Source organism: Paenibacillus sp. S33, assembly GCF_053615415.1.
Map to the genome: position 1 here is coordinate 133499 of NZ_JBSIEZ010000002.1, position 17019 is coordinate 150517.

Annotated in this window: 17 protein-coding genes, 1 rRNA gene and 1 other annotated feature; of the genes, 2 read left to right on the forward strand and 16 right to left on the reverse strand. The window is 38.1% G+C overall.

What is annotated here, in order from left to right; genetic code table 11:
* Nucleotides 1-507 precede the first annotated feature (507 nt).
* From ACWGXJ_RS25645 to ACWGXJ_RS25685, 9 genes are all read right to left on the reverse strand, one after another.
* Nucleotides 508-711, reverse strand: coding sequence for a hypothetical protein (locus ACWGXJ_RS25645; RefSeq protein WP_452568024.1), 204 nt, complete (start codon nucleotides 709-711; stop codon nucleotides 508-510).
* Nucleotides 712-783: 72 nt separating this feature from the next.
* Entirely contained in the window at nucleotides 784-1041 is a 258-nt protein-coding gene (locus ACWGXJ_RS25650) for a condensation domain-containing protein (protein ID WP_452568025.1), read from the reverse strand.
* A 56-nt stretch (nucleotides 1042-1097) separates the two neighbouring features.
* Nucleotides 1098-1349: a condensation domain-containing protein gene (locus tag ACWGXJ_RS25655; RefSeq protein ID WP_452568026.1), complete on the reverse strand. Its 252-nt coding sequence runs from the start codon at nucleotides 1347-1349 to the stop codon at nucleotides 1098-1100.
* A 204-nt stretch (nucleotides 1350-1553) separates the two neighbouring features.
* Nucleotides 1554-1715, reverse strand: coding sequence for a hypothetical protein (locus tag ACWGXJ_RS25660; protein WP_452568027.1), 162 nt, complete (start codon nucleotides 1713-1715; stop codon nucleotides 1554-1556).
* A gap of 3351 nt (nucleotides 1716-5066) precedes the next feature.
* Complete coding sequence (locus ACWGXJ_RS25665; RefSeq protein ID WP_452568028.1) at nucleotides 5067-5195, reverse strand: hypothetical protein; 129 nt, start codon at nucleotides 5193-5195, stop codon at nucleotides 5067-5069.
* Between the two features lie 135 nt (nucleotides 5196-5330).
* Nucleotides 5331-5447, reverse strand: a 5S ribosomal RNA gene (rrf, locus tag ACWGXJ_RS25670).
* A gap of 89 nt (nucleotides 5448-5536) precedes the next feature.
* Nucleotides 5537-5910, reverse strand: a sequence feature (23S ribosomal RNA rRNA prediction is too short).
* On the reverse strand, nucleotides 5908-7371 hold the full coding sequence (locus ACWGXJ_RS25675) for an NUDIX domain-containing protein (protein ID WP_452568029.1): 1464 nt from the start codon (nucleotides 7369-7371) through the stop codon (nucleotides 5908-5910). It overlaps the preceding feature by 3 nt.
* A 26-nt stretch (nucleotides 7372-7397) precedes the next feature.
* On the reverse strand, nucleotides 7398-8489 hold the full coding sequence (locus tag ACWGXJ_RS25680) for a thermonuclease family protein (RefSeq protein WP_452568030.1): 1092 nt from the start codon (nucleotides 8487-8489) through the stop codon (nucleotides 7398-7400).
* 93 nt (nucleotides 8490-8582) lie between these two features.
* Nucleotides 8583-8939: a YolD-like family protein gene (locus ACWGXJ_RS25685; RefSeq protein WP_452568031.1), complete on the reverse strand. Its 357-nt coding sequence runs from the start codon at nucleotides 8937-8939 to the stop codon at nucleotides 8583-8585.
* A gap of 161 nt (nucleotides 8940-9100) precedes the next feature.
* Here ACWGXJ_RS25685 and ACWGXJ_RS25690 point away from each other — a divergent pair, with 161 nt between their 5' ends.
* On the forward strand, nucleotides 9101-9991 hold the full coding sequence (locus ACWGXJ_RS25690) for a hypothetical protein (protein WP_452568032.1): 891 nt from the start codon (nucleotides 9101-9103) through the stop codon (nucleotides 9989-9991).
* A gap of 215 nt (nucleotides 9992-10206) precedes the next feature.
* Here ACWGXJ_RS25690 and ACWGXJ_RS25695 read toward each other — a convergent pair whose 3' ends face one another.
* The 5 genes from ACWGXJ_RS25695 to ACWGXJ_RS25715 form a co-directional block, all read right to left on the reverse strand.
* Nucleotides 10207-10290 carry a putative holin-like toxin gene (locus tag ACWGXJ_RS25695; protein ID WP_223822117.1) on the reverse strand — a complete coding sequence of 28 codons (84 nt, stop codon included), beginning with the start codon at nucleotides 10288-10290 and terminating at the stop codon, nucleotides 10207-10209.
* A gap of 107 nt (nucleotides 10291-10397) precedes the next feature.
* On the reverse strand, nucleotides 10398-10787 hold the full coding sequence (locus ACWGXJ_RS25700) for a hypothetical protein (RefSeq protein WP_452568033.1): 390 nt from the start codon (nucleotides 10785-10787) through the stop codon (nucleotides 10398-10400).
* Between the two features lie 14 nt (nucleotides 10788-10801).
* Nucleotides 10802-11947, reverse strand: coding sequence for a hypothetical protein (locus tag ACWGXJ_RS25705; protein WP_452568034.1), 1146 nt, complete (start codon nucleotides 11945-11947; stop codon nucleotides 10802-10804).
* A 310-nt stretch (nucleotides 11948-12257) separates the two neighbouring features.
* Complete coding sequence (locus tag ACWGXJ_RS25710) at nucleotides 12258-12989, reverse strand: hypothetical protein (protein ID WP_452568035.1); 732 nt, start codon at nucleotides 12987-12989, stop codon at nucleotides 12258-12260.
* Nucleotides 12990-13154: 165 nt separating this feature from the next.
* Nucleotides 13155-14864, reverse strand: coding sequence for a DNA/RNA helicase domain-containing protein (locus tag ACWGXJ_RS25715; RefSeq protein WP_452568036.1), 1710 nt, complete (start codon nucleotides 14862-14864; stop codon nucleotides 13155-13157).
* Between the two features lie 497 nt (nucleotides 14865-15361).
* On the opposite strand from ACWGXJ_RS25715, the gene ACWGXJ_RS25720 reads away from it, so the two are divergent.
* A complete protein-coding gene (locus ACWGXJ_RS25720; protein WP_452568037.1) occupies nucleotides 15362-16261 on the forward strand; it encodes a ran-binding protein 10 in 900 nt (299 codons plus the stop codon).
* Between the two features lie 102 nt (nucleotides 16262-16363).
* Here the strand turns inward: ACWGXJ_RS25720 and ACWGXJ_RS25725 are convergent, their stop codons facing one another.
* The gene (locus tag ACWGXJ_RS25725; RefSeq protein ID WP_452568179.1) at nucleotides 16364-16660 is read right to left on the reverse strand and encodes a DUF2500 family protein; all 297 of its coding nucleotides are present in this window, start codon (nucleotides 16658-16660) and stop codon (nucleotides 16364-16366) included.
* Between the two features lie 84 nt (nucleotides 16661-16744).
* The gene (locus ACWGXJ_RS25730; protein ID WP_452568038.1) at nucleotides 16745-16957 is read right to left on the reverse strand and encodes a hypothetical protein; all 213 of its coding nucleotides are present in this window, start codon (nucleotides 16955-16957) and stop codon (nucleotides 16745-16747) included.
* Nucleotides 16958-17019 lie beyond the last annotated feature (62 nt).

Genomic DNA, 17019 nt, shown 5'->3' on the forward strand with positions numbered 1-17019 from the left:
TTCTATGCATAGTTGCTTGCTTCTTGGTGCATTCTTTTTTCACTATCTGATTTGATCACATATCTAAAACTGTCTTGCAATAAAAGGGGTACGTTATCCAGCTTGGAAAGAACATGCTTTATAAAAATTATGGTTACCAATGGGATCGAAGTAACCGATGACATTGAATACCCCGACGCCGGTAGGAATAGCTGAGAGAGTCTCACTCTTAGATATGGATAAACGTGAATTTTCTTAATATCGCTCAAGCGTAAAAAATTGAAATGAACTATAAGAAGAAAACCGTCTAGCATTACTTTTTCTACCAGAACTAATCAGCGCCTTGAAAGAGGTTAGACATACAAACAAATTGAAGATTTAGAATCTAGGTCTATTTATTTAAGAAGTAACCACAAAATGTCGAATAAAAATTTCACTGTTGTGCAGTTCAGGCAACATTACTTAGGTGCGAACAGATTGAGCATACAGAGGCGCGAGCGTCCCCTCTCCCCTCGTTTAAGCGCTCCGTTAGGTGGCCTTATCTTGACGTTCGGAACGGACGTGGGTTAAAAACGGCGTCAGCGCTTCGGCATACGTTTCATTAAAATAATGCCCTGCGCCTGGAATGACGCACAGTTCGACCTGATCGGCGGATAGCTTCCAGTTGCCGTGTTGCGACAAGTACTCCGCCGTAAACCAGTCATCATCCCCGATCGCACAGTACAAAGGCATTTTATGCAGCGGCGCCGCGCACAACGACTGCAGGTTATCCAGCCGCGCATGTTCTCCGAGCGGGATCGCTGCCTACGTTCGGTTTTGGATCGAGATGTCGAACAGTCGATACGTGTCTTTTGTGGAGCTTACGGCGTGGAGATCTTGAACAAGCTGATTGTAAGGATACCGTTGATGCCGGTACTGCTCGAAAGCTACCCGTTTCAGGAAGGCAAGGAGCCCCGTCTCGGGATCAATCCGAATACGGGCGGGTACAGCGCTGACGAACATGCCGATCATTTCTTTGTCCCTGCGGGTGGAACGGTTAGCATAGATGGCGCAGATCTTCATCCATCGGCAGCGATGCCCGTGGGCTGTAGTAGAGGCACCCTGCGGGATAACTAGCTTCAGGATGTCCGCAGACTGCTAGTCACGGAATTGATCAAGCTAATATTGTCGATCTTTGGCAACAATTTGAGACTTCTGATGGTTCTGTTTCGCATCCGCCCACTCAGAACATCAAGCAAGATGCGGGCGTAATTATCCGCCAAGTCATTTAGAAAAAGCAGCATTGACTGCCCATCGGAAATGATATGGTGAATACGTAAAATTACCCAGTGAACCTCGTCTTCAAGTCTTAGCAACATGTAGTTCCACAAATCACTTCACGCTGAGGCATGAACTCTAAAGCAAACGCTTCCAAACCAGTGATCATACCGTTTGTGTGGGTCTTTATCCGCAGACATATCGATAAAAACAAGCGCAAAGCGCAGTTTACTGACAACATAGAGATACTGGGCCGGATAATCAGAATCGCTGTCTCAAGTTACGCGTGTACGGAGTGCTTCATGCTGGAGCTACACCTAGTTTAGTGCTTGTTCGAACGACTCCAAGTTCACAGTGCCGGACAGGTGAGATACAGCCACAAGCGACAACTTTAACCCGTTCGGGTATGTGCGCTCGGTATACCAAATCCTCTCCTCCTTTTGTGCTAAACGACGTTGATTTTTCACATTGTCGATCATCCTGCTTCCCCTTTCAATTATTTTGTACATGGCAAGAGTAAATTGCGGATTAGACCGAAGTTCTAATGTCCTACAATGTCCTACAATTACTACTCCGCTGTATGTACTAGTGAGTAATCGCAAGGATAACGATTTCGCGCCAACTACAGCATTCGATATTTTTTCGATGATTTGGCCGTTCAGAGAAGTTCAACTTCTTCGACCTCTAGCTGCGTTCTAACCTATCTGGCCAGCTCAAATGCGTCAGGAGACGGAGGATAGTTCGTCTTTTCACAATTTAAAATTTGCTCACTTTATGGAAGGATTTCAACTTCAATTGTGACATTTTTAAAAATTCATTCCGTGTTTAGTCAAATCGTCCGTGTGATAGGCTTATTACATCCTCTCTAATATCTTGTAATATCCATAATTAGGTTAATTAAAGGTATCACGGAAGTTGGAAACTATTAATTTTTGTCATTTCTTAAGTTGCTACTTCTTCCTTATTATCCTCATCATTATCAATGTAAAAAAAACATACCATCTTGTGTAAATGTATTCAATATAATGTCAAATAAAAAAATAAATTCATTTATGCAACACTTATTAAAAAAGCGTCTAGTACCTCACGATCAGAACATGAACCCAACCTGCTAATTTAAAATGCTTAACTGTTTTCATCACAATAGCCTTGAATTAAAAATCCTTCTTGACTTATTTACACAGCAAAAAGAGAATATATATTATTTTTTTTGGTTTTTTTGACATAAAATGACTCCGGTTAATCAATCTCGACCGAGTTCCTTAAGATCTTACCTCCCTCCAACCTGTTTATACAGGGTCTGGAAGGATAATAACCATTGACACCCGTTAGAACTGTCCTGGATCGTTTGAAGATGTTTGGGTTGGGTTTAATGTATTCAGAACCGATACTGTCGTCAGGATCATCGGCCTTTCGGACGTTGAAATTGTAAAACTCAACATGCATCCTTGGTCAACTGGCAAAGTGACTCCAGAAGTCCTCACGGGAGCCGCTACTCCCGCTGAGTGCCCCCTCTCCTGGCTCTTCTGGGGGTACAAGAGATGACAGCCAAAGCAGATAATTGATAACCCAAAGCCTGTCTCTAACGATAAGGTGACTTACACTTCCTCCGTGACGGACGGCAGCGGCCAACCAATCTCGTACATCAAAAGGTTTTATGGTGGATATCGATTAGTCGTTGATAAAGACGGCATACACAAGCAATTTAAAACTTCATTTATGCTTTAATAAATTTGGTTTTAAAAAATGAAAGGGATAAACGATCGGTTTAAGGAATGGTATAAGCGGTCATTGGGAGATCAAAAGAAAGACACAAGATGTTCCCAATTAGCAGTGTAACAGGGGTGAAAGAAGGAGATGTCGTTTATTTCAAAGACGGATTATGGCTTAAAGACGAGAATGAAACAATAGAACGATCTAAACGGACAAACAGACTCACAGACTCATGTACTCGTAAATCTAATAACTCAAGCATCTTGGCCGTCATATAGACGTACATTTAGGCATTTATTTATGAATCTGATCTGCATAAAAACAAATTATTAGGTTATGTAAAAAACATAGCTCATTTATTTCAACTTCTTTTTAGCGAAACAAGATATTCTTGGTTGGATAAATCAAGCATCTCAGCGTACTCTGTTTGTTTTAAAGAAGACTGTGCCCAATGAGCTCTTAGGTTCTCTATTAAATAATATGTTGAGAGACTCGCTTATTTATAAATATTTAATGCAAAAAACACGACATTTGTATGCCGTGTTTTTTGTTATGCATTATGCTGATGGTAACTCATAAAAATATAGCAAAAAAGTTCTACTTTCTAATCAGTGCTTAACAATTATCATTTAACTAGTATTCAAATAATTACGCCTCTTTTGAAACTCTATTTAATACTGATCAACATAAGCGTCTAAGCTACCCAAACCACTTTCATGTAATTTCATAATATCATAATATTCTTCTTTTGTGATCTCCGCATGATCATACGTAATGGGAAACCATGGGCAATGATTCGCCAGTTCATCTATTAACATATCCCTTCCATTTGATGCGTAAATATAAGCGTACTCGTCTGAACAATTGATATCCATATAGTTTTTTTCGGGCTCTTCCCCTCCCCCAATGGGGTATACCTTTGTCTGCCTCCGTTAATATAGATGTAGGTTGCAGCGTATTCTTCCATATCCTCTGAGAGTATAAATGCGTCTTTTTCAGAGCAATAACCCTCAGGAGAATCGAAGAAATCAGATACTGCGGTTACAGCTCTTAAAGCTTGCTGTTTGGTGAAGTATGGCTTTTCCCATCCGTCCTCCCTATGCTTGCCTAGCGTAAATCCTTGAAACGTTTTGTTTCCCATTTTATAAATTGAAAAATAGGTTGATTTTGCGTTTTTGGGTTGGGTTGTACATCTTTGATATTTTTCAAGCTTACCTTTGAAATTAATTTTTTATTCATCCAATGACATTTCAATAGATCAAAACCTGCAAAAATGTCATTGAATTAGTTTGTATCATCCCCATCTATGGCGTTAGAAATGTTCTCCATAGACTCTAGCAGGTTAGATAACAGAATCGAGTATTGTTCCATTAAAAATTTCCTCCTAAAACGTATTCAATGTCTTCCAATATGCTACTAAGAGCATACTCAACATCCTCATTGATTTCAGCTACTTCGGATCTGTGTAATAATAGATTGCCGAATGGATTCATCTTCCTCATATAGGGACTTGTCTCCACAATTGGTTAGCAATTACTTAGTTCTTCTACTCCCGTGGACCCTATGAGATTTCCCAGGATAAGTCACCATTTCTATTGAACCCTATAAATTGTACAGGCTTTAAAGTGCCTCACTCTGCTTATGTGAACGAAAAAAAGGAGACTCTATGAGTGTTCAATAGGAATACAAATAAAAGTCTCCAAAAGATTCAATTCATAATGCCACAGCTAAGTAGGGCCTTCTCTTTATCGCAACGTTATATTGAGCGAAGAAGATAATCAAATTTCCTTATAATAAAAAGATTTATACAATATAAATAAACTCTAATTCAATAGTTGGACTGTCATTTTACCATACTAATGATGCATCAACCTTTTCAATTACTTGATCTTAAGTTTCACATTAAAGTTCGGAATATGCCTGTATCTTAAAAAATCTGTAAAAAATAATTTACTTGTTTGGTTATAAAATGTCCCTTATGTGGTATAATAAATACATAAATAGAGTATATTAAAAAAAGCCACGATGGTGAGACATCGTGACTAAACAAAGGCCAGTGGGCGACCACGGCGAATCCCAATTAGTTAATTGAAAAACCACCGGATACAGGGCCCAACCTATCGCCGGTGGTTTTTCTTAGCTTTACGTGACTTCTTCTGTCCGCGTAACAACGTCTTTAGGCCAGCAAATATACCGACCAGCTTCAACATAACGTCCAGAATCTTCACGATCAAGTCAAGTGACACAGCGTCACCCCCTCTCAGGGCAGCTTCGCCATGTCATTCCCACCGGTTACTTTGTTTCCTCAATTATATCATGATCCCCTCTAGTATCTACTATTAATTTCTAATGATGTCTTTAAGGTTGTGCTCTTTTTTCATGCTTGGCGGCGTCCTACTCTCCCAGAACCCTACGGTCTAAGTACCATTGGCACTGGAGGGCTTAACGATCGTGTTCGAGTTGGGTACTTATGGAACCCCTCCGCTATCACCACCAAACATGAATCTGCTTTGCAAATTCTATCTTCAAGGAATTCCCCCCTGAAAACTGGATCCGAAACTTCATTACGCCTTATCTTAGAAAAAAACCGACCGATTCGTATTGGTCAGCTCCATGCATTACTGCATTCCACTCCCAACCTATCTACCTCGTCGTCTTCAAGATGGCTTACGTATTGGGAAATCTCATCTAGAGGGGGGCTTTACGCTTAGATGCTCTCAGTGCTTATCCCTTCCGTACATAGCTACCCAGCGGTGTTCCTGGCAGAGGGACCTACTTCAGCCCCAGGATACGATGAGCCGACATCTAGGCGCCAAACCTCCCCATCGATGTGGACTCTTGGGGATAAACCTGTTATCCCCAGGGTAGCTTTTTAAGAAAATAATCATACTCATTTTGAATATATGTTGATAATTTTTTTATATTTATGGATTTTTTTAATGAATGAAATCCGTTTCTTTAGAATAATAAATGTATCTTTTGCAATGAGTTTATAAAGGGAACATCAGCTGGAGAAAATTCATACAAACTCAAATCGGAAAAATTGATCCATTTAACCTCACTATGTTCCTTTACCTTAATTTCGCCGCTATTCCACTTGGCCCAGTACGCCATTAGTCTAATCACACCATCAGAGTATTTATAGATGCTATCATCATAATGATGAAGAACATCAATATGCATTCCTAATTCCTCATAAATTTCTCTTTTTAAACACTCTTCTAAGCTTTCTCCAGCTTCAAGCTTTCCACCAGGGAACTCCCATTTCCCCTCAAGCTTCATACCTTTTCCTCGCTTAGCGATGAGTATCTTTCCTCTATCTACTATAAGAGCAGCAGTAACAATTTTTGCTTGTACACCAAAGTGTTCTTCTCTGTGACAGTTGGGGCAAACAGCAACTGCATTCTCGACTGTATCGTCTCCTCCGTCTGCCAACGGGATTTTATGATGTACTTCTAAATATGGAGATAAATCACTCGCTCTAAGAAATGGCGCAGGTTGGTAGCATATTTCACAAATACCATTAGCCCGCTTTAAAACTTCAACAATTACATCCGGATTTCTTTTATATGCTGTTGTGATAACAGGTACACTTTCGGGTTTTTTAGGAGCATTATTTAACCTAGCTTTACGATCCTGATCAGTGGATCTTTTGGCTTTCTTAACTTGCTTATCAACTTCTTGTAAATATTCTTTTGTAGTTACAGATCTCTGTATATTCAAGGAATTTAACTTATTCAGGATAAACCATCTTGAACCATCTTCAGAGTTGTAATGATGCGATTCAAACTCATATAAACCATTCAAATTAAGAACAGTTCCATCTTTGGTAAACAAATATATCGGTGTCTTGTTTTGAGCGGAGTTAATTATTGAAGCATTATATTTGTAATTTGGATCGAAATTGCCTCTTAAGCTGTAGAAATAATATTTTATCTTTTCATTCTCTACAATCCATTCATTCGGATACTTTCCATCTGAGAAAGTTGATTTTATGAAGATAGCCTGTAATCTATCATTATTACCAATAAGATAAATACCTGACTGTGGATCATAAGTACGAGCAAGTATGGATATATCCCATGAAGTATAGTCAGCCCCGATCACGAAATCGTTAAGAACGGTAACATCATCTAATTCATCCTTAAACTCTTCACAAAAACGAGGATATAAATCTTCGTACGTTTCTAAGCCAAGGTTTTTAAACCGTTCGTATAGCGCTGTCCCTGGTGAATTTGAAGGTTGTACAATTTCAAAACGTTGAAGATATCTTTTAAGATCGCCCACTCGTTTCATATTTCGAACGACAGTTCTAGAACGTATAACTTTGTTTTTAAACTCTTTTTCAAGTTCAGGATGATCTAGAGCAGGCGCCTCCACTTCGCGGATAACAAAGTTTATAGCTTGTTGTATTCTTGACATATAACACTCTCCATTAACTAAAATTCTTATCTTTCACATCCCACTCCGTCACCATCACGATCCAGCTTTCTACTGTAACCTGGTTCACCTTCATAAATTGGATCGGCACCAGCAGCACGAACCGCAGAGCAGTTTTTATAGTATACATTCCTTGATGATTCTCTTGGTTCAGAATAAGTTTGGACGACTTCCTTTTTAGGAGTAACTACTTTAGGCTTAGATTCTTTTACACTTGAATCATTACTTTTAGATTCAGTCTTTGCAGTTGCCTTTTGAACTGCCTTTTGAACTGCCTTTTGAACTACCTTCTGATTGAATCCATCTTCTTGCGCATAGTTTTCAATACTCCAGATACCTGTCCCATTTTTTTGAGCGGTGGTTTGAATGTTCTTGAATTGATCAACATATTTAACGTTTGGAGGGTTTATGTAGGCTACCCGAGCGTATCCTTTCTCGATCAACATTTCATTCAGCATCTTATCTCCTACCCACACATAGCCAAGTAGACGACCATACTTATCTCGTTCTGAAACATCAAGCTCTAGGGAAAGGTTACCTTGCTTTAATTGCTTCAATGTAAAAGCAAAGGCTTCTTTTGCGAACGGTTGAACTGGTGTACCCTGTTTAACGCTTTCTGGTGTATCTACTAAGAGTAATCGAATTTTCTCCTCTTTCCCTTGAACTGATGCTTTAAAAGTATCTCCATCCGTTCCCGCTATTAAAGTTATAGGAATACGTTTTGGTTGTTCAGAATCCGCCTTTTCGTTAGATGCTGAGGTAGAAACAATGTTTGAAGTTTGCTCAGATTTAGTTGTAGTAGGTACCGCAGAAGTTTGTTCTACTTTAGCTGGAACAGCTGGTGCTTTATTCGCTAAATCCTGCTGCTTAACATTCGTTAGATTCCCGATGAACGCTAAAAAGAAAATCCCGGCAAGTGAAAATAAAACTATTGCTAGTTTACTCTTCCGATTTTCTCTCTTAGCATTCTGATATTTTTTATACCCCCAATAACCAAGTCCCCCTGCGATAATCAGTAATCCTAAATATTTAATAATCGCAACAACTACAATTAATGCAAAGATAATTCCTATGATCTTTCCCTTTCCATTACTTCTCATGATATCCCCCTAGGTATTTAGTTCTAGGATAAATATACCATGAACATTTTCCAATATATATAATTTTATTACAAAAATCGCACGAATATTTTGTTATTCTCTAGATTTATCTGCTAGTTTACTTGCTGAAATGATATCCTCCAACTTGATCCAACTAAAATCATCCTCGCCACGAAACAGTTTTACTTCCCTGCGAGCAGTATTTATAGACGTGATTACACCTGTGAGTTCTTCGTCATCGAACGGACTAAAAACCACTATCGATATAGGCTGACGTGTGTTGTAAGAGACTATGAGCACCTGCTCAATTAGCTGCACTTCTTGATCATCAAGTTCAGGCTTACCACGCCGTTGGCGATCTTTCATAAGCTTTAGGTATGCTTCCTTATGTTCAGGAATGATTATCCGACTGCTTTCCCATAATCCATTGCCCTCAAGTTTCTTTCCCATGTATGTAGCCTCCTGATGTAATATGTTCAAATTATATCCCGAACGTATGTTCCTTACAAGAGCTTTTGTTTTCTACTTCTAAGACTTTTGTGCTAGAAAATTATTCCTAGGTCATATATACTAATTTTACTATAATATTACCAATAGATAGGGGTTATGTAATGACTGCAATTGCTGTGATTGCTTTGCTGGCTTTTTTTGTGTTTTTTGTTTTGTGGGCTATAGCTTTAATAAAAAAGAACGGCAAGACTAAGAAAATGTTTCTCTTTGGTTTACTTGCTTTCCTAGTATTTATTATTGGAATATCAGTCGCTGACACTCAGAAACCAACCGAAACTAATTCCAAACCGGTAGCTACCACGCCTGTTAAAGAGAACGAAGTTACTACTGAACCAGTTCAAAAGGAACAGACTGATGCTAAAAAAACATTGATTGACACATCGCTTCCTTTTGATAAGTTTTCATCTGCTCTCTTTGCATTGCCAGTATCCAAGCAAGGGGAAGCATTCGACAGTGTAAGAAATCAAGTTGTTTCATGGTCAGGTGTTGTTATTGAAGCTGGATCAAGCAGCCTTTATGTCTATGGTAAACCAGCAGATTACAACGGTGAATCATGGTCAGATATTAGCGCTGAAAAGAAAAAACTCGGGGATGTTATTGTTGTAAAAGTTTCAGATCGTTCAGAATTGAATGGTCTTAATCCGGGGGATATAGTTACCTTTAAGGGTGAACTTGGTTCCCGTGGTGCTAAGGGAGAAGCCAATTGGAAACTATACAACGGAAAAATAGAGGGTCGGACAGTAGCAGAATCGCCAAACCTCGGAACCATTACCAAAGCTAAATATAACAAGATTAAAAATGGAATGACTTATGAGGAAGTTGCGAAAATTATCGGTGGTCCCGGTGAGGCTCTTTCAGAGGTTGGTGAAAAAGGAGACGAATTTTATACTGTAATGTATTCGTATAAAGGTGAAGTCGGACCTGGTGCAAATGCCGTTTTCACATTCCAAGGCAACAAACTACAAGCAAAAGCACAATTTGGTCTCGAATAAAAACAGCCCCGGAGCAATCCGGGGTTTTAATATTTCTATAGCTATTATGACTATTGTCAACAGAGGTAATTCCATTGCCTGAATAAAATGAATATGATAACATAAGAATAGAAAAAGGGAACGGCAGCCACCGTCCCCTGCACGACTTACCGCTATAAGAGCGGTCAGCAATTGAGGTTTGATCCAGAAATAGACCGTATCCTCGTCAGGGCGGTCTATTTCCGTTTATGGAAAGAAAGTATCAGAATCACCAACGTTGCGAATTGAATCATCAACATCAGTGTGTCTTTAACTTCCATGGCGTCACCTCCCTTCCGGGAGATTAGCCGACCGCCCTTTATAGCCGTTTTGTCGCACAATCCAGATTATACCACAAGAAAACCTAGGTAGGTCCGGAAACTTGCTTTTATTTTTCCATTAATTTATTAAATATCTCTCTATCTTTGGGAGTAAAGTCGGAAATCCGTTTCTTTTTCACGTATGTGTTGGTACTTGAATCCAATTTAATGAAGCTATTTTCACCAACCACGTATACGATATTATCTTCTATTTTATAAGACAGAACGTTATCAATCACTGAATTTAGGGCTTCAATTTGATGAGTGTATAGTATTGGAGGATCACCCGATCCTCCTCCCCTGTAAATCTGAAAAGTCCCATCTCCAAAAAACTCTAACGTATCTTTGCCATACGGGTACTTCCTTATCGTATCGTCTCCAGAATTCGCTAGAAAAATTATAGTAGTAGTTATAACTAGTAGAGAGATCAAGATGTAAATCTTGTATCTGCGTTTCATCTGCAATTCACACCTCACTTCCAAGCTTTTTTTGTATCAGTTACTGTAACATAAGATGTATACTCATTGAGTGTTCCCCATGATTCCATTAAATTTGTTAGATTGGCCGCAGCCCAACCGAGTTTGTTGTCCCCAGTAAACATTTGTTTAAAATTATATTCAAAATTATATTTATCATAATATATTGTAGTAATTTCCCATTGTCCTTTTACATATGTTCCATCTATTTTGTACTTCATTTTGTGAAAAGCGTTATATAAATCTCTGTCACTTTCAATTGCAATAGACCCATAACTTGAAAAAATTTTAACTTTTTTGTCGTTTGCTTTTTGTACTTCTTTTTTAATTACATACATATTATGTTCTTTAGATTTTTTAATTTGTTGAGCCTCATACGACCACTCGTTAAAGTGTAAATTTCCTGGTTTGTAGTCAAGTGAATGTTGAAGTAAATTGGCTGTGATGTCCCCGTACTTCTTTCGAGCTATAGGAACAGCTACTATTGTAAATGCTTTACGATCAGGATAATGTATTACAGTATCTGTTGAATTCTTTACCTTCTCTACGCCTCGCACCCAAGTTTTTTCTAGTTCTACCATCGGATTTTCAAACGGGAAAGTATTATTTCCTGCATACACTAGCATATTCTTACTATATGCGCCTTCTAGTATTTTTTGCGAAACATCAGACTGATCCTGTTCTCTTGTTTCCTTAGGTTCTACCTGAGGACTGTACTGAATTTTTCCCAATTGATCTTCTTTTTGTTTTAAAACAAGTTCAAACTCAAGAATCTCTTTGCTGGTATCAATCTGTTCTTGATACTCATATACATAAGCGTGTGTAAACGTAATATCTCGGATTGTGTTTTCGTTTCTAACGATTTGGACATTACATTTGCGATAGTAATCCTCAATATCAGGTTTATATTCTGTATTTGCCCATGTATACAGCATGTTGGAATTATCCGAATTGTCTACAACTGAAGGAAGCGAATGAAGCGGAATTTTGCTTCGAATATGTAGCGAATGAGCCAAGTTTGGAGACTTAGCTGAAAGGTTTATGGGACTATTATTCTTATAAGTAAAGCCAATGATCTCACCTTTTACAAACTCGATTGGTTCACCACCGGATTCGCGTTCTATTCTTAATGAAATGCTCATTGAAATAATCTCCTCTGTTAATTCAATCTAGTTTTTTAGGAAATATTTGTGAAAATCTAATTTCCAAATATTAATATATACGAAAAATATTAAATAGTAAACATATTTTCAACATGGAAAAGGACGACAATAGGGCTTCGTAACCTCGGCAAATTATATGAAGAAGCTAAAACGAAATATATGCTAGCTAACACAGACCTGTTAGAAACGATAAAAGCTCTGCCGACCAATTATGGTTAGCAGAGCTTTTTGATGTACTACTTTTTCCTCTTACTATTGTTGTTCACTTTTTGTTCTTATACTGTTCGGATTACCCTTTTAATAATTTATCTTCTTTAATCGGAGCAGTAATTTCTTTGATCTCCACTTCATCATTCATTCTTTGCAAGTTCATTGGCATGGAGTCTAAATATTTATATTCCTCGACCCTAACGGAGTCTTCTGTCCAATTCCCCTCTTTATCTTTCACAAAGACCTCTCTCTTTACCGGGAGCCCTTTAGCATCAATGGTTACAACCTCTTTTTTAAGACTGGTTTCTGCTACAACCTCTTGAAGTGATGCATCATTAGATTGTGGTCGTAAAGATTTCACCCAATTTTGCTCTTTCATTTCTTTTTTCTGTTCTTCCATTAGAGAAATATTTAAAATTTTCTTATTTTCATTAGCCAGGTTAACGGGCAATGTCCAGGTGTTCCCTACAAGTTTCCCCGTTACATGATTCCTCCCTATAGAAGTGATTCGTCTTCCCTCTTCAGAAACTATAATTTTATTTTGTAGGACTCCTCCCACATAATCTTCAGTAACTTCACTTAGGTTTTTCCGATCACGGATTCTTATTTGATAAGAGCTATCGGAATAAGTGCTTGAAGAAACAGATATTTTGATATACTCCACCTGACTATTGGTAGCTTTGTCAGCAGCTGCGATCGTTTCACTCTGTGCACTGACAACTCTATCTGTGTTTAGATAGAAAAAACCTGAAGCAGCTACCACTACTAATGGAACTGCAAGGATACTAATTAATGTTTTCTCTTTCATCATCTTCGCCTCCTTTACTCCGCTTTTAAATTCCAGCCATTCACATATCCGTCGGTATGGTAGTCCGTATCAAGAACCCTCCATGCATCAGGATTACACACCATTGCTAAACCCAACTACAGATGTAGTCCAAACAGCCGACCTTAAAGATCGGCTGTATATCAACAATTAAATGACTTTAGACGATAATTTCTCTTCAAAATATTCTCTTACTTTAGAGTCTTCAAAGTAAACCCTACATCCACTAATTCCTCTAGTGAGGAGCACGTAATATATATTCAGTATGAAACTAGTAAGTTCTTGTTCATTGTATTCGTTCAGTAGTGGAGTACCACCAGTATCTTTATAGTTCCCTTTTATAGCTCTAAGTTTCCCATTTTCACCAACAGCGATATCTTTGCCGATAATAATTCCGACATGGTCAATATCCGCGCCTTGAATGGCATGGATAGAGCCTACTTCATTCTTACTACTTTCAATCTCAACCCATTTTTCATACTGGCTATTCCATCGCCACTTGCTTTCATTCTCAACCCAATCATAAGGCAGATTAAACTTGTCTATTCCTTTATTTTGCGATGATTTTGGGTTTGAAATCCACTCTCTAGTATAACCAGCAATAACACGATTTGTAGTATTGGCATGACGGAGTTCAATTTCTCCAATGTATTTAAATAGGTCTTGAATGGAGTCAACGATTCCAAAATAAGAGTCCTTGTTGCGATATGCGAAGACATTAGGATTAAATTCGATTTCATCTATAATGTCTAAAGCATACAGGATGCCATTGAGAAAATCGTTACCGCTAAAGGAACCGTCACCCTTGATGCGATATTGTTGACTTAGAGATTCTTTTACATATCCTTGGGTGAGCTTGATGAAGTTAGCCCTAAGAACATCTTGTGGACGTATGCTCTGGAACTGGTCATAGAAGAGAACGAGTCCATCTGTGATTTCTTGAAGCATGTGGATTTCGTTAATCTCAGGCTGACTCTTGTCGAAATGTTTTTTAGATTCTGGGTGTCCTTTGGGGTAGTATCTTTGCAAACGATGTGCTTCGTCAACTAAGATGATATCGTAGTGACTATTACTCTTGCGTGCTTCCTCAATAGCCTTGCCAGCTCGAACAAAGGTAAGTTTATTTTTCAAATTCAATTGCTTTAAAATTCGATTAAACTTGTCGAGTAGGTTGCTTGTAGTGATCAAACCTATCTTCATATCTGGATTTTTGTTGATCAACCTATACATAAGCGACATCATGAGAACTGTTTTTCCAGTTCCAGCTCCACCCTCAATTAGATACTTATTACGAGGATCTTGAATTACTCTTTCCTCAATATCAGATTGTTGTTTGCTCAGTTGAGTAAAAGGGGAGTATTTGAAAATAATCTTCTGCCTAATTCTTTCTAGATCGTTTGTATGTACTAATCCTTGATTATATAATTCGTTTCCCCACAGCTTCACAAACACTTCTTGCTCTACTATGTGATGCTCGTTGTATTGCGGTTGAGGTTGTCCATTATTTCGGTTATATATCTTGAACTTCGTTTCGTCTGTTTCCGCAAGCATATGGTTAATTATCATGAACTCCAAATCTTTGATATGGGACTCGGTAAAGAAGCTTGCATTGTAAACAATTAAGCAATTGGTAAATTCGCCATCATTGAAATGGCTTTCATGAATGTGCTGGTCGTGACGTACCCAAAAATGCTTTGTTTCGCCTATGTATACTGTTTTTTTCTTTAGATTATAGTAGATATAAGTGACAAAGCCTTTATCTAATATATCTTGTTCACTTTGACAGAGATCATGAATACAATTTTGGTTTGTGCTGCTACTATTTAAGTATAGAGGCAGATTCATTATTCCGTATTTCAAAGACATCTACTCATTTCTGTATCTATTTATATTACAATGTTAGTAAATCTAAATTAATTATTTGTGATTATTACGGTTGATGTCAATAGAGTTCAGCAAAATAAAACAGAGAGCGGAGAAAGAGCTATGTCACCCTACGAAGATAAGATAAAAGATTTAATGTCAAAAGTAGTTCAATTCAGAGATGATCGAAATTGGAAACAATTTCACAACCCAAAAGATTTATCTATCTCGTTAGCTTAGCGGGTTTTGATCTAAAACCACCCCACTGTCGCACCTCAGAGAGCATCAAGTCATATAGCTTCAGCACACCCGCTCTTCCTTGAACAACGATGATTAGCGATTCACTATGTCCGAAAAACAAAAAGAGCCTTTACAGTATAAAAAATTAAATCTTTATTCCAACTTTTATTTGAATATATAGACATTAATGTTTAGACATTCCTATTACGTTTTTGTATGCTTACTAAGCAAATAAAACAAAAAGGGGAATATTCATGAAAAAACTATTACCTATTCTACTTTCTCTATTCTTACTTCCTTGGTTCTCACAAATAACACATGCAGCTACTCCAGAATCCATCAGTTTAATACCTATTATGAAAACAGATACTAGCCCTTCAGGTAAGGTCACCTATAGTGCCGCATACAGCGGTCTCGAAGGATATAAAGCATTTGATGGAAAGCCAAACTATAGCACGGCTGGAAATTATACTGCTTGGGGAACGTCACCTAAGAATGGATGGCTCGCTTATGAATTTTCAACTCCGCAAATTGTCACTAAATATGTTCTTTATTATGGAGGCTACTCCACTAACAATCCACCAGATGCTGGTAAGGATATGCCTAATACCTGGACTTTTGAGGGGTCCAATGACGGAGTAAAATGGACCGTTCTCGATGATAAATCTAATTATATTTTCACCTCCGGAGCTAATGAGTTTTCACTTAATAATAAAGACCAATTTAAAATTTATAAAATAAATATTACTAAGAATAATGGGGCTACTGGCAAGGATGTTAATCTGTCCATTCATGAAATGGAAATGTGGGGTTACGACCCTGCAACTCAAACTCCCGATCCTGTAGATCCAACACCAAGTCCTAATCCTGATCCGTCTAATCCTACTGATCCAACCGATCCAGCACAACCGACTGGTGACCGTGCAATTCTGACTGTAACAATGGATACTGGTCTGGAAAAAGAATTCGATCTGAGCATGAAAGAAGTAAACTCCTTTATCGCATGGTACGAAGGTAAGCAATCTGGAACAGGGACTGCATCATATGCCATTGAAAAGCACAATAACAACAAAGGTCCATTCAACAACCGTAAAGACTACGTAATCTTCAACAAAATCCTTACGTTTGAAGTAAGTGAGTATTCAACTAAATAGTAAATCAACAAAGGACTCCGTACTGGTTACATACCAGCGAGAGTCCTTTGTTACGTCTGGTCTAAATTCAATTCATATCAGTTTCCCAGTAAAGTTTATTAATCAAGAAACAACTCTTTCTACTCTTAACATTTTGCGTTGTCTTATTACATTAACTGTGTCTCCAACAACTATAATCCCATATTCACTTTCATCTACTTCTAGCTCTTCTCTTTCCCCATTTCCATACTCACAAGTAAAAAAATAATCTTCAGAGGGCGAATCATTTTCTAACCTTACACGTTTATCAAGAACTATTGCTCGACGAATTACTTTCGGTGCTCTTCTGTCACGCCTGGCCGATATCCAGAGCGAGAAGAACAAAATAAAAAGCACAGCTAGAAAACCCATTAAGACCATCAACTAGATCCCCACCTTTTTGACAACTCATTGCGTATATTATATCGGGATAACTAAGGCATTTATTTACATCTGCATAAAGCACTACATACTTACTCTAAACTCAAACTGCCCTCTCATATAATACTTTCCTGATATTTTAACTGACTCCGGAGTAAACTTTTCTAATGGACCACCATAGTCCACAATATCTATCAAATCCTCTCCCAACGGCTGGACTACATATACTCTTACTTGGCTTAAGGCAGCTGCAAATAGTTCTATATCTGACTTTAACTCTTTATATGTATGGTTCATGCTGATCACCTCGGTCATTTATTCGATGAATAATGTGGTAATTCCTCCAACGACAAAAATAG

Bases quoted from the DNA above. Each gene is read 5' to 3' on its own strand.
- ACWGXJ_RS25645 (WP_452568024.1), bottom strand. From the start codon at position 711: ATGCCTTTGTACTGTGCGATCGGGGATGATGACTGGTTTACGGCGGAG.
- ACWGXJ_RS25650 (WP_452568025.1), bottom strand. From the start codon at position 1,041: ATGAAGATCTGCGCCATCTATGCTAACCGTTCCACCCGCAGGGACAAA.
- ACWGXJ_RS25660 (WP_452568027.1), bottom strand. From the start codon at position 1,715: ATGATCGACAATGTGAAAAATCAACGTCGTTTAGCACAAAAGGAGGAG.
- ACWGXJ_RS25675 (WP_452568029.1), bottom strand. From the start codon at position 7,371: ATGTCAAGAATACAACAAGCTATAAACTTTGTTATCCGCGAAGTGGAG.
- ACWGXJ_RS25680 (WP_452568030.1), bottom strand. From the start codon at position 8,489: ATGAGAAGTAATGGAAAGGGAAAGATCATAGGAATTATCTTTGCATTA.
- ACWGXJ_RS25685 (WP_452568031.1), bottom strand. From the start codon at position 8,939: ATGGGAAAGAAACTTGAGGGCAATGGATTATGGGAAAGCAGTCGGATA.
- ACWGXJ_RS25690 (WP_452568032.1), top strand. From the start codon at position 9,101: ATGACTGCAATTGCTGTGATTGCTTTGCTGGCTTTTTTTGTGTTTTTT.
- ACWGXJ_RS25695 (WP_223822117.1), bottom strand. From the start codon at position 10,290: ATGGAAGTTAAAGACACACTGATGTTGATGATTCAATTCGCAACGTTG.
- ACWGXJ_RS25700 (WP_452568033.1), bottom strand. From the start codon at position 10,787: ATGAAACGCAGATACAAGATTTACATCTTGATCTCTCTACTAGTTATA.
- ACWGXJ_RS25705 (WP_452568034.1), bottom strand. From the start codon at position 11,947: ATGAGCATTTCATTAAGAATAGAACGCGAATCCGGTGGTGAACCAATC.
- ACWGXJ_RS25710 (WP_452568035.1), bottom strand. From the start codon at position 12,989: ATGATGAAAGAGAAAACATTAATTAGTATCCTTGCAGTTCCATTAGTA.
- ACWGXJ_RS25720 (WP_452568037.1), top strand. From the start codon at position 15,362: ATGAAAAAACTATTACCTATTCTACTTTCTCTATTCTTACTTCCTTGG.
- ACWGXJ_RS25725 (WP_452568179.1), bottom strand. From the start codon at position 16,660: ATGGTCTTAATGGGTTTTCTAGCTGTGCTTTTTATTTTGTTCTTCTCG.
- ACWGXJ_RS25730 (WP_452568038.1), bottom strand. From the start codon at position 16,957: ATGAACCATACATATAAAGAGTTAAAGTCAGATATAGAACTATTTGCA.